Source organism: Spirosoma sp., from assembly GCF_026391055.1.
Taxonomy (GTDB): Bacteria; Bacteroidota; Bacteroidia; order Cytophagales; family Spirosomataceae; genus Spirosoma.
In genome coordinates this window covers 288,489-301,681 of sequence record NZ_JAPLET010000029.1, presented here as the reverse complement: position 1 = coordinate 301,681, position 13,193 = coordinate 288,489, and the positions used below count along the sequence as shown (strand labels likewise).

7 protein-coding genes are annotated in these 13,193 nt (G+C 51.4%); 2 read left to right on the top strand and 5 right to left on the bottom strand.

The features are described 5' to 3' along the window. Positions 1-11: 11 nt before the first annotated feature. The gene (locus tag NT073_RS29110; protein WP_297381104.1) at positions 12-3,290 is read right to left on the bottom strand and encodes a SusC/RagA family TonB-linked outer membrane protein; all 3,279 of its coding nucleotides are present in this window, start codon (positions 3,288-3,290) and stop codon (positions 12-14) included. A 415-nt stretch (positions 3,291-3,705) separates the two neighbouring features. Here NT073_RS29110 and NT073_RS29105 point away from each other — a divergent pair, with 415 nt between their 5' ends. Then, positions 3,706-4,527, top strand: coding sequence for an alpha/beta hydrolase (locus tag NT073_RS29105; protein ID WP_297381102.1), 822 nt, complete (start codon positions 3,706-3,708; stop codon positions 4,525-4,527). A gap of 123 nt (positions 4,528-4,650) precedes the next feature. On the opposite strand, the gene NT073_RS29100 is transcribed toward NT073_RS29105, so the two are convergent. The 3 genes from NT073_RS29100 to NT073_RS29090 all read right to left on the bottom strand — a co-directional run bounded on the left by NT073_RS29100 (position 4,651) and on the right by NT073_RS29090 (position 9,203). Further along, positions 4,651-5,325 carry a hypothetical protein gene (locus NT073_RS29100; protein ID WP_297381099.1) on the bottom strand — a complete coding sequence of 225 codons (675 nt, stop codon included), beginning with the start codon at positions 5,323-5,325 and terminating at the stop codon, positions 4,651-4,653. A 171-nt stretch (positions 5,326-5,496) separates the two neighbouring features. Next, the gene (locus NT073_RS29095; RefSeq protein WP_297381096.1) at positions 5,497-8,799 is read right to left on the bottom strand and encodes a T9SS type A sorting domain-containing protein; all 3,303 of its coding nucleotides are present in this window, start codon (positions 8,797-8,799) and stop codon (positions 5,497-5,499) included. Positions 8,800-8,846: 47 nt separating this feature from the next. Beyond that, a complete protein-coding gene (locus tag NT073_RS29090) occupies positions 8,847-9,203 on the bottom strand; it encodes a hypothetical protein (protein WP_297381093.1) in 357 nt (118 codons plus the stop codon). 305 nt (positions 9,204-9,508) lie between these two features. On the opposite strand from NT073_RS29090, the gene NT073_RS29085 reads away from it, so the two are divergent. Further along, positions 9,509-11,563, top strand: coding sequence for a PAS domain-containing protein (locus tag NT073_RS29085; protein WP_297381089.1), 2,055 nt, complete (start codon positions 9,509-9,511; stop codon positions 11,561-11,563). A gap of 47 nt (positions 11,564-11,610) precedes the next feature. Here the strand turns inward: NT073_RS29085 and NT073_RS29080 are convergent, their stop codons facing one another. Then, positions 11,611-13,185, bottom strand: coding sequence for an amidase (locus tag NT073_RS29080; RefSeq protein WP_297381086.1), 1,575 nt, complete (start codon positions 13,183-13,185; stop codon positions 11,611-11,613). Between the last annotated feature and the right edge of the window lie 8 nt (positions 13,186-13,193).

The following is a 13,193-nucleotide window of genomic DNA, read 5'->3' as shown; positions in this document are numbered from 1 at the left end:
TGTCGTTAGAGTTAATAATTGATCTTCAGGCTGAAAACCAGGGATTTCGTACTTGGATTGTTGAAATAGTCAACGCCACGGGCATTGCCAACACCCGATACGTTGGTTTCCGGGTCAATGCCAACCACTTTGGTCCAGAGCACCGGATTACGGGCCGTTACCGAGAACCCGACCGATTCCAGCTTCGTTTTCTTCCGGAAACCGGCCGAGTTTAACTGATAGCCCAGGGTGATTTCGCGAATCCGGGTCCAGCTGCCGTCCCGAACGAACTGCTCCGTCAATTGCCCGGAATGCCCGCCAATGGAGGTGTAGAAGGATTGATCGAGCAGCACGGGGCCTCCACCGTAATCGACCACGTTGCCACGCAGGGCTGTGCCCGCTTTAAACAGAGTTCCGGCATAGTTGTACGTGTCTTGCGACAACGTCACTTCATTGCCTACGTCTGCATAGGTCCCGAAGTTGACTAACACACCACGGGTTCCTTCGTAGAAATCGCCCCCCTGAAAGGTTTCAAACAGAACGTTCAGGGAAAGCTTTTTGTAGGAGAAATTCGTACCAAAACCACCGCGCCAATCGGGGTTCGGGTCGCCAACGATGCCGAGCGTAGTACCGAGTCTCGGAAAACCCGTAGCCGTCAGGTTCATAGAACCGTCTTCGTTTCGCTGGTAAACGCCCCCATAAAAAGACGACAGGGCATCCCCCACGTGGGCAACGGTACTCAGCGCCCCGCCCGTGAAAGTAACTATTTCGGTACCGCCCAGGCTGGTTACCCGGTTCCGGTTGCGGCTCCAGTTGGCAAACACATTCCACTGGAAATCTTTCTTCTGGAGCACGTTCAGGTTGAAGTCGACCTCCATGCCCTTGTTCTCCATGCTGCCCGCATTGGTATATCGCTGGCTATAGCCGGTAGACCCCGCCGATGATACCTGAAGCAGCAAATCCCGGATGTTGTTCTGGTAATAGGTATAGCCAACGGTCAGCTTGTTCTTAAAAAATCGCAGATCACCTCCAATCTCCCACTCGGTTTTGCGCTCCGGAAACAGGTTGGGGTCGCCTTGGGTGGCACTTTCCACGTAAGCGCCCCCGTAGCCGGAGCTGGTCAGGTTAGTGGCCCAACTACCGAAAGAAGCCGTTACGTACGAGGTTGTATTCCGATAAGGTTCCGGCTGGATACCCACAATTCCGTAAGAAGCCCGCAGCTTACCGAACGAAAGCGGCCCACCCCGGAAAATAGGTAACTGACTGAACTGCCACGCCACATCGGCAGACGGATAGAAAAAAGTCGATTTAGATGCGCTTCCGAACGTAGACCCACTCTCACTGGCAATTGACCCGTTCACATACAACTGGTTAAAAAAACCCAGGTTCAGCGTGGAGTACAGACGGGCCGTCCGGCGATGTGATTCCGAGTTGTACGGGTAGTTGTTGACGGCGGTGGAGTTAGCAAAGTTTGGTGGTGCTTCTTCCAGAATGAAACCGTTCATCTGGCCGCCCAGGCTGTTGTACCGGCGGTCGTTGACGTTAAAGCCGACAATCAGCGTACTCGTTAGGTTCTCGCCAAAATCCTTGCTGGCCCGTCCGATTACGTCGAGGTTAAGCTCTTTCTCCGAAATGATCTGCTGCTCGTACTGCCCTGCTCCGGAGTTGACCACCGACGATACCGGGTTGTTGGTTACCCGGCGGTCGCTATAGGTATCCAGACCACCGCGGGCGGTAAAGCTAAGCCAGTCTTTGGGCGTAATCACAATCTCCGAATTCATGATAAACCGGTCGACTTCCGAGAGGTTGGTGAGTTCGTTGATCGTCCAGAGCGGGTCGTTATAGCTCGGGTTGGCCGATGCCCCCAGGTAATTCCGATAAGACCGCTGGCGGTTCCGGATGGCCGCAGCCGTGGGCGATGAATAGTAACTCCCTTTCCAGTAGCGGCTGTCGAAATCGGGTGCGGAACGCAGCATACCAATGTAAAGGCCGCTGGTGTTATCGCCCTTCTGAATTCGGTTAGAGGTTGTCCGGATAAAGTTGGCGTTGGTGGAGGCCCGGATGATGTCGTTGAACTGGCGGCTGGAGTTGAAGCGAACCGAGTTGCGCTTGTAATCGCTCTGACCGGCAAAAATCCCTTTCTGGCTCAGGTTGCCCAGACTGAGGTAGAAATTTCCCTTTTCGTTGCCCCCGCTCAGGCTAACGTTGTTGTCGTAATACGTTCCCGTCCGGAATACCGCATCCTGCCGGGCCTGGTTATACGTTTCTTTCGAGTTTTTGGAAAGAATAGGATAAAACGTTTTCCCCTGATACGACTCGAAACGGGCACCATTCATGTTAACCACATCGTCGGCACCCGACCGGTCGGCAATTTTATCCCCCCAGGAGTACTGTGTCGTTGGGTTATAGATACCGCCCGACCCCTGCCCGTACGCTTCCTGTAAGGGGTGAATGACGTTGACCTTATCGAATGAAACCGTCGAGCTGACGTTGACGCTCAGTTTATTGTCGTTAGCCCCGCGTTTTGTGGTGATCACAATAACGCCGTTGGCGGCCCTCGACCCCCACAAACCGGCGGCCGAGGCCCCCTTCAGGATTTGCATGGAAGCAATATCTTCGGGGTTGATGTCATTGAGACGCGACTGCTGCGCCACGCCAGACCGGGAATCGCCCGTGGTGCTGTTGCTGATGGGTATTCCGTCGATGATAATGAGGGGTTGGTTAGAGCCCGTAATGGTATTCTGCCCCCGAATCTGGATGTAAGAACCCGCGCCCGGATCGCCGGTAGAACGCGAGATCTGTACGCCAGCCGCCTTCCCGGCCAGCCCGTTGATAACCCCCGTTTCGCCGGAGCGTTTAATATCTTCGGGTTTGATTGCCGATAAAGTCGACCCCATCCGGTCTTTTTCTTCTTTAAATCCCAGCGCCGTTACAACCACTTCATTAAGCACTTTGGAATCGGTGGTGAGGCTTACGTTAATAGTGGTTTGATTGCCAACCGGAATTTCCTGTGAGATATACCCCAGAAACGAAAAGATCAGCGTATTTTCTTTGGCCGGTACACTAATGGAGTAGTTCCCGTCGGCATCCGTGGTCGTCCCTACGGTGGTGCCTTTAATGCTGATGTTGACGCCGGGTAACGCCATCCGGTCTTCCTGTGCCGTTACTTTTCCTTTAATAGTGATGGGCGCTTTTTTACTAGTGGTAACAGGCAGCTTTGTTCGATTATGGCCCTCGCCCGTTGCCAGCACCGAAACGAAGACGATCAAAAAGCACAGAAACCGTATTCTCTTTTGTAGCGACTCTCTCATTGATTCCTATCAGTTTTCAGGTTGTAGTTAGCATCAGTTATCGGTTGTCGGGTTATTGGTTAATCAGCAGGGACTCGAAAAACGGCTTATTAACCAATAGCGAATACGTCAACAGATGGGCACTGATTACCTAAAAGACAATCGAATCGCCGGGCAGGGTACCCCCTTCTGAAAAAATGATAAAAACCGGGGTTATACCAGGATGCGTTAAGGTGGGCCGCTCGGCATCGAGAAAGAGCAATGGGTCAATGAAGGTATTGATTACGTACGGCCTCTACGGGTAAAATCTCTTGTTTTTACTGCAATACCCGCCATTTGTACCGCGCCCCTCGGTCCATCTTCGTGTAGGTTTGTTCCGGCAAAAGTCCTTTATAAACCTCTTTCAATTTACTATCAACAATTAACTTCGGAAGACATGAGCAAGATCACAGTAAGTGACGGTACCGAGATTTACTACAAGGATTGGGGAACAGGTCAGCCACTGGTTTTTCATCACGGCTGGCCGCTTTCCAGCGACGACTGGGACGCGCAACTGATGTTTTTCGTAGCGCAGGGATTTCGCGTGATTGCGCATGACCGAAGAGGACACGGCCGATCATCCCAAACCTCCGAGGGGCATAACATGGATACGTACGTGGCCGACGTAGCTGAACTTACCCAGTTCCTGGACTTGAAAGATGCCATCCATATTGGCCACTCGACCGGTGGTGGCGAAGTGATTCGGTATGTAGCGAAGCATGGACAGGGCCGGGTAGCTAAAGCGGTACTGGTCAGTGCCGTAACGCCCCTTATGGTTCAGACCGAAGCCAATCCGGACGGTGTTCCGATGTCGGTATTTGATGAAATACGCGAAGGTACCGCCAAACATCGGCCTCAGTATTTCAAGGATTTCACCACCGCTTTTTACGGCTACAATCGGGAAGGCGCAAACGTATCGCAGGGCATTCAGGACAACTGGTGGCGGCAGGGCATGATGGGCAGCATCAAAGCCCACCACGACGGAATTAAGGCCTTTTCGGAGACCGATTTTACGGAAGATCTTAAGAGTGTGGATGTGCCCGTGCTGGTTTTGCACGGGGAAGATGACCAGATCGTTCCCTTCGCTATTTCGGCAGTAAAGGCGATAAAGCTGTTAAAACACGGGAAACTGATTTCGTACCCAGGCTTTCCGCACGGCATGCCCACCACCGAAGCCGCAACAATTAACGCGGATCTGCTGGCCTTTATTAAGTCGTGATGAAGCAGAAGCGTATTGTCTGATTACGCTTGGTTGAGCAATCAGACGATACGCTTCTGCGTTTCTGCACACGTAACTTTGGCATGGATTTAAACGCTACAGGGCCGTTTGATTTAGCTTCGTTTAGAGGTGCCAAATCAGCTGAGTCTGTAAACTCACCTGATACGCATGGTAATAATTATTGGCAGGCCGGGCTTGCAAATCATATTGAAAAGTGGGCTGGGTAAGCAACGATAAACGGTTCGTTAGCTGATAAATCAACCCCACGCCTACCAAAGGGGTAACTACAACCGGCTTACCAAACTTCACTGCCGTGTACGTTCCATCGCCAAACAAATCTACATAGCTGGTTCCCCTAAGATCAAAGGACACGCCCGCCGAGAAATAAGGAGAAAGTTTCTTTTGTGCGGGTTGGTAGTTGATCTGGACAGGCACTTTGTAATAATTATTGAAGGGATGGTTGTATTGGTAGGTTGTTGAAGAGGCTACACCGTTGTAGGTAATATTGGTTTTGCCAATGGCCTGATGAGTGGCCCAAATGCCTGCCGAAGCGGACCATTTGGACGAGAAATGGTACCAGCCCATCAGGCCAACGGAATAATGCAGGCCATAGGCTCTCCCGGCGTATTCGGTGAGAACAACCGGCGAATTTGGTAAAGGAACAGGTAGGCTGAAGTCGGTGTGCGTATACACAGGAGCCAGATTGACGGAGACGGAAAATTTGCTCTGACCGAACGAGTTTTGCAGATTGATCAGTAGCAACGAGCCAAGCAGAACACTGTATCGAAAAGTTTTCATTGTAGCAGAGTTAGTTCAATAGGCTTTAAAAGGTATGTTTTAACAAACCTACCCTATTGGGATCAGGAACCTGATACTATATTGGAGCCATAAAAAAAGGAGCCGAAGGGCTCCTTTTTAAACTCTATTGACCCCGAAATCAGGCAGCCAGGCGCGCCTTCGACCAGCCGGTTATTCCGCTAATTTGAGCAGCTTGACCGTTACTTTTCTCGGACCGTCAATCACCGTGAGGACATAAACACCCGGTGCATAGGTATGGCCCAATTGCAGGGTTCCATTGGCCGGTACATTGTCTAAACCGGGCATCGGCCGTCCTTGAAGGTCAGACACCCGAATGGTCAGGACGCTGGCCGTAGCACTTTTGGTAAGTATAGTAAAATACCCCGACGATGGATTGGGCATCACTTTCACCGTCAGGCCATTGACCTCCCCGCCTTCTTCCAATAAGCTTAGCTCGTCGCCCCCTGCCCGACCCGCGTTATTTTTTGGTACGGTTACCTGCGTCAATTGTATTGCCTTGTTACCCGATGGGTCCGTAGCCGTGACAGTAATGGTATAGATTCGGCCATTTCCGCTGCCGGTTCGCTCGGCCCGAAGTTTCAAATGATTGGCATCGATAATCTGCCAGTCGTCGGGCGTGTTGTCATCGGGACCGGTTTGGGGTTCATTACTGGATACCGACACGACGGAAGTTGCTTTGCAGTTGTCCAGCACGTTGTATGTGAGCGTCACATCCACCATCTTGTGATTAGGGGGCCATAATCTGTTCGGGCTTACCGAAAGACCCGTTATCGTGGGTAACTGCCGGTCAACGACCGTTATCGTAAACGAACAGGTTTTGGCGGGTTCACTGGCCTGCGTATAGGTCACGACCGTAGCGCCAATATTGAATAGTTTGCCGCTGACATTACCCATATCGCTACCCGTTGTAGCACCCGATAAGGTGTATTTGGTGGGCGAATTAGCGGCTATCGGATCGATATCTTTTACGACGGCGCCACAAATACCCTGATCCGTCACGACTGTTTTATTGACCGGACAGGCCAAGCTTACACTCGTTTCGAGTTTATAAGCGGCCACAACACCTTCGCTCATGGGGCCAAGCCCAAAGCCATTGAAAAAGGACGATTGCCTGTAGCCAACCGCATAAAGCCGATTACCCCGGGTACTGAGGGCCTGTACATAATACGTGGTGTTATTGTCGGCAGGGATTGCACTCGCGGCAAAGCCAGTATCTAAGGAGCCATCGGGGTTATAACGGGCCAGTGCAAACGTTTGCCGGTACGTAGCCAGGTCCGTTGTATTGCCTGCTACAATAAATTTCCCGTCGTCCTGCCCCACTACAGCCGTTAAATAGGTTGTTGAACCGTTCGGAAACGGACTTAGTCGTTTTCCATTCTGACCGAAGCTGGTATCCAGTGTTCCGTCCAGCTTATAGCGGGCCGTTGCTACCTGCGTTTCATTGCTCTGATACCCGACAACGAGAATCCGGTCGTTCTGAACCCGGATGAACTTGGCAAATACACTGGAGCCGGGGCCAAAATCCGTGGTAACAACACCTGTTTCGCCAAAACTCGTATCGAGTGAGCCATCTGCATTGTAGCGGGCTACCAGAAATCCGAGGGTACTTGTTTGCGAATTATAGCTGGTACCCGCCAAAAGCAGTTTGTCGCCCTGAAGCGCCAGAGCGCCGGTGGTTATCCCCGCATCGCCAAAGCTGGTTGTCTGTATACCATCATTACTAAAGGAGTTGTCCAGCGAGCCATCCGCATTATAGCGGGCCAGCGTCGTGCTCATGCCCGTTTCATAATTGTAGGAGTAGCCACCCACAACGATCTTATCGCCCTGGCCGATGACAAGCTGCCCAAAATCATTGGATGCAGGTCCTAAATCGGTCAGTTGCTTACCATCGCCACTAAAGGTATTATCCGGCGTACCATCGGAATTGTAACGTGCCACTGCAAAATCCGTGTTATTGTTGTTATCCGAGTTGTAGGAATACCCCGCCAGCACGATCTTGTTCCCCTGAAGTATAACCGCATTCGCTACGGACTGCGAACCTGGCCCAAAATCGGTCGTTTGTATACCGTCGTCACTAAACGTTTTATCCAGCGTACCATCGGTATTGTACCGGACCACAACGAAGACATCGCTCAGGGAGCCGGGCAGGTACATAAACGTATACCCGGCGGCTACGACTTTCCCATCGGGCTGAACAACGGAACTGGTGAAAAACGTACGGGCATACGGAAAAAAGCTCGTGAGCTTGCCATCATCGCTAAAGCTGGTGTCGGGCGAGCCATTGGCATTGTACCGCACCAGCGCTACATCCTCATCGCTCGCCCGCGCAAAGGTATAGGTGAATCCGGCTATCAGAAGCTTGTCGCCCTGTAGTGCGGCAGATGCCGGTCTGACGAAATCAACACCATCGAAATGGGTGATCACTTTACCATTTGATCCAAAACCAGTATCCAGCGATCCATCGCTGTTGTATCGTACGGCCGCCAGATCGTAGGCGGTATTGCCAGTCAGCACAAACTTGTCGCCCTGAATCGTAACTGTCCGCGCCGACTCGTTGAACTGATCGCCAACATCTGTTGTCAGCACACCTGATGTACCAAATGTTGTGTCCAGCGCACCATCCGAATTGAAACGAACCACCGCGAAATCGCTATTCAGACCACCGGGCACCAGAATTTTGTTTCCCTGAATGGCTACCGACAGGGCCGGTGAAAACAGTTGGTTATCATACGTTACCTTACCATCCTGACTGAAACTGTTATCCAGCGAACCATCCGAATTATAGCGGACAATGGCCAGATACCCACTGCTGGTGCCGGCAACCACGATTTTATCGCCCTGTATGGCAAGTGCCAGGCCATTATCCAGGATATTCTGACCAAAATTGGTCGTTTGCAGGCCATCATCACTAAAACTGGTATCCGGCGAGCCATCAGCATTATAGCGAAGTACCGCAAAATCGACCTCACCTAATACCGTACGGCTACCAGCCACAACGATTTTTCCATTTTGCACACCAACGGACCGTATCGATATAGAAGATGAATTAACGGTTTGGATGCCGTCTTCGCTAAAGGTATTGTCCAGCAAGCCGTTGGTAGTAAAACGCACTACCGACGAGCCCGTTATTACAACAACTTTACCATCGCTCTGTAGGGCGGCATCAGCTGCCACACCGTCTACCTGAGCCGAGTAGCCATTCCGCCCATACGAGGTATCAATTGCTCCATTATTGAGGTACTTGGCCACAACGGCCGTGCTGTTGATCTGGGTAACAACATACATTCCACTAGATAGTGGCAGTACTTTTCTAGCCTCCTCCTGTAGAACATTGATCGGAACAGCGGTCGTTTGAAGCCCATTCTTGCCGAAAGCCGGGTCAGGGGATCCGCTTTGACCGTTAACATTGCCAATTAAACTGCCCAAAAAAAATAATAGGTAGATCTTTTTCATGCGTGCTGAGATAAAGGGTATGCTCTTCGGGATAGATTGGTTTAGGGTTAATCTTTTAGTTGCAGTTCCTGAGCGACACGAGCGGGCAGCGGTTTGGCAAAGATGTCGGCCCCGGATTTTCCGGTCTGTACTTGCTCAATCTGCCACCGGGCCACTTTATACACATCTTCTTTTCGTCGTAAGCCGACAGGTGCCATCGAGACAGGGTTATGCATTTGATGCGCAACGACCGTTTTACCCTTCAGTACGCTATATCCGTACGACCCATCCCGGGCCGGCATCAACCGGATTGTATAGCCCTGATAATCGAGTTTATCTTTCGCCGGATTTACGGGTTCATACTGTTGAGCTGCGAGCGTAAAGGATAGCCCAACAGCATAAATCAAAAAGGATATTTTTTTCATAAGTGATTAATTGACTGGTAAAAAAAAACAAACTACCTCGGTCCAAAACCCCGAAATCGACTCATATCTTATTGATTATGAGCAAAAACTACTAACAACAGAGTCATAGTAGAGTAAATTTGCATGAATTTATTGAAATAAGTATCTATATAAAATTAGCTCAACAAAAACGGGTAACTAGTCAGTTACACTTACTTACCTATAAAAACTTTATATTTATACATGTAATAATATTGATTCATTAAACTATAAACCTTACTTTATCACATCAGGTTAATTGACAATATCTTTCTGAAAGTACTCCAATGACCGAGGAGCAAAAATCCTTTTACCCCGATAGTGGAGCTGAAAACGAGCGATTGTCTTTTGCGATTCAGGCCGCAGAGATCGGCACCTGGGAGGTCGACCCCATGGATCAACTGATGAGATGGGACGATTATACCAGGCTACTTTTCGGGGCAACGCAAACGGACCTTTTGCCGTATAATCAGGCGTTAAAGTACATCCATACGGATGACCACGCCCAGGTTATCGAAGCCGTTCGCAGGAGCCTGAATCCAGCGTCTAATGGTCGGTTTAAAACCGACTTTCGGATAATCGACCCTGCCAATAATAAACTTCGCTGGTTACGTTGCCAGGGTAAAGCCTTTTTCAACGAACAGGGCGAAGCGTTCCGACTTTCGGGCACGGCCCAGAACATCACCGAAATTGTTTCCTTACAGGATCAGTTTAAAAGCTCCGAGCGACTGGCTAAATTAGCTCTTGAGGGTAGTAACACGGGCTGGTTTAGTGTACGTCTGGCAGACGACCATCTGGATTATTCCCCCCTGCTGGCCAAAATCATGACAGGGGAAGAAAAAAGTCGGCTCAGCCGTGCGTTGTTCATCGAACACATTCATCCGGAAGACTTGCCCATTCGCGATGCGGCTTATGAGGTGGCGTCAAAGACGGGAAAATTGCAGTATGAAGCCCGTTTTATCTGGAAGGATGGCAGTATTCACTGGGTTCGGGTGCTGGGTACATACGATTATGAAACAGACGAAACACCCGGTATTTTTTACGGCACTGCCCGGGAAGTTACGGACGAGATAACAGCTCAGTTGCAGCTCAAAGTCCGGGAAACGTCTCTTCTGGATGCGATTGAACTAGCTGAGCTGGCTACCTGGAGTATGGATGTCGAAACCGGCGTATTTACTTATTCACAACGGTTTATGGACTGGCTGGGCTTTTCCAACGCCACCAAACAGCTGAACGAAGCCTTTAACCCTTTGCTCGACGAGGCCCGACAGTCTGTTGTCGCTGCCATTGCCGCTACCCTAAAGCCGGGCTCGTCCGGCGTTTACCGGAATGAACACTCTATTATCAACCGGCTCACGGGGCAGGTCCGGATCATCCATGCGCAAGGTCAGGTATTTTATAATCTCGATGGTAAACCCAAGGTCCTGAGCGGAACTGCCCGGGATGTTACCGCCCAGCGAAATCTGCAATTGGCACTGGAAAAGCAAGTCGAGGAACGCACGGAAGAGTTAAAATCGGCCAATGAAGACCTGGCAACCATCAATGAGGAGCTAGCCGCTACCAACGAAGAACTGGCGGCTTCCAATGAAGAACTGACGGAATCCAATCAGTTGTTGAGTCGGTCAAACGAAAATCTGGAAAAGTTTGCCTATGTGGCCAGCCATGATTTACAGGAGCCACTGCGCAAAATTCAGCAGTTCAGCGACCTGCTACGGATTCAGTACGGCAACACCTCGTCAAAAGAAGAATTAACATACCTGGAGCGTATTCAGTCGGCCGCTCGACGGATGTCTACCCTGATCCGTGATTTACTCAGTTTCTCCCGCATCTCTACCCGGCAGGAAACTATCAAGCGGGTTTCGCTCGACCGGATTCTGAGCCTCGTTTTAACCGATCTGGAACTACTCATTGAGGAAACAGGTGCCGTAGTTCGGGTTGGCACCATGCCAACGCTATCCGGAGACCCCACCCAGTTAGAGCAGCTTTTCCAGAACCTGTTGCATAACGCCCTCAAATTTCGTCAGCCGGACATAATCCCGCAGATTCAGGTAAAAGCCGATACGGTACAGGCCGCTGATCTACCCCTGAAAATTAAACCTACCCGCTCCGCGCGGACCTATCACCGCATTGATGTAGCCGACAATGGGATTGGCTTCGACGAGAAATACCTCGACCGGATTTTTCAGGTTTTCCAGCGCTTACACAGCCAGCGCGAATTTGCCGGTACCGGCATCGGGTTGGCGATCTGCGAAAAAGTGGTGCTCAACCATGGGGGCTTCATTACGGCAACAAGCCAGGCTAACAAAGGCACTACATTCCATATTTATTTACCTGCGGCTTAAAGCAGAGTTTGATCTATCATCTATCCGTCCCAAACTCAAAACAAAACTTATAAAACCGGACGCCTGTCGAACCAGGGTTTGGCCTGTTCCAACTGACCCGCTAACCGAAATAGGGTTGCTTCATCGCCCAGTTTGGCGGCAAACATCACCCCAATGGGCAAGCCCAGACTGGAGGGTCCCGGACTGGAGAGTCCAGGACTGGAGGGCTCCTCGGCCGACCAGTGCAGGGGCACGGACATAGACGGTTGCCCGGTCATGTTAGTGATAACCGTAAAGGATATATAGCCTAAGGAGCGCTCCGCTAAATCATTCACGGTTTTACTGCCGTTCAGGTACTTAAGTCCCCCGAATGAATCGACCAGTTTCAGGATACGCTGCTCCGAAGGCGCATTTTGAAAGGTTCCAATGGCAATGGGCGGCTGCGGTAAAGTAGGCGTCAGAAACAGGTCGTAGGTTTCGTGCAGCTGGCCCATGCTTCGGTTCAGGGTATTCCAGCGCCGTTTCTGGAAGGCCAGATCAGCCGCCGAGAACCCTTCAGCCAGCCGGGCCTGCGCCCAGGTATTGAGTTCCACATCTTCGCGCCGGGCTGGTCGGCCTAGGTATGCACTCAACTCACGGAGAGTAGCCGCCGTTTCGCTCAGTACCGACACAAAAAAGGCTTCCGTTACCAGCGTTTTCTCGTAGGGTAATGGTATTTCTTCCAGCGTATGACCCAGACTTTCGAGTAGGCGGGCCGCTTCCTGAACAGCCTTTATGCACTCGGGATCAATTACCTGCCCTAGCATCAGGGCCTGCGTCGAGAACGCAATTCGCAGCTTACCCGGCTCCCGGACAACTTCGTCGGCAAACGGACGCTCGGGTGGCGCAATGCCGTACGGTTCGCCCGCCAATGGCCGATACGTCGGACCACCCGCAATTACATCCAGCAGGCGAGCACTGTCGCGCACGCTGCGTGTGAGCGAATGCCCCGTTACGGCACCATTCCACAACTCACCGAAACCCGGCCCCAGCGTAACACGTCCCCGTGAGGGTTTTAGCCCAAACAAGCCGCAGCAGGAAGCCGGTATACGGATCGACCCACCCCCATCGGAGCCCGATGCAGCGGGTACGATACCAGCCGCCACCGCTGCCGCCGACCCGCCACTCGACCCACCCGGCGAATGGCTCAGTTTCCAGGGGTTGTGAGCCGGGCCATAGAGCGTTGACTCCGTGTACGGTGTCAGACCAAACTCAGGAGTATTGGTTTTTCCGAAAAAGACGAGCCCGGCCGCTTTAAAGCGTTTAACCGTTTCACTGTCGGTCTGGGAAACATAATTCTTATACCCTACGGAACCTGATTTCAGCGGTGTTCCGGCCCACTCCAGTTCCAGATCTTTCAGCAGAAAAGGAACGCCACGAAATGCTCCGTTGTCGGGCAGTTGATTCGCCATGTCCCGACCCTTATCGTACAGGGGCGTTACAATGGCATTCAGCTGTGGATTAACCGCTTCAGCCCGTGCAATGGCCGTTTCCAGCAGTTCGGAGGGAGCAACCTCACCGTTGCGTACCAGTTCGGCCAGTGATGTAGCATCGTGTTTAACGTATTCTTCGAAAGGCAGGATTTGCGGGCGGGATGTTTGCATAAAGAAGT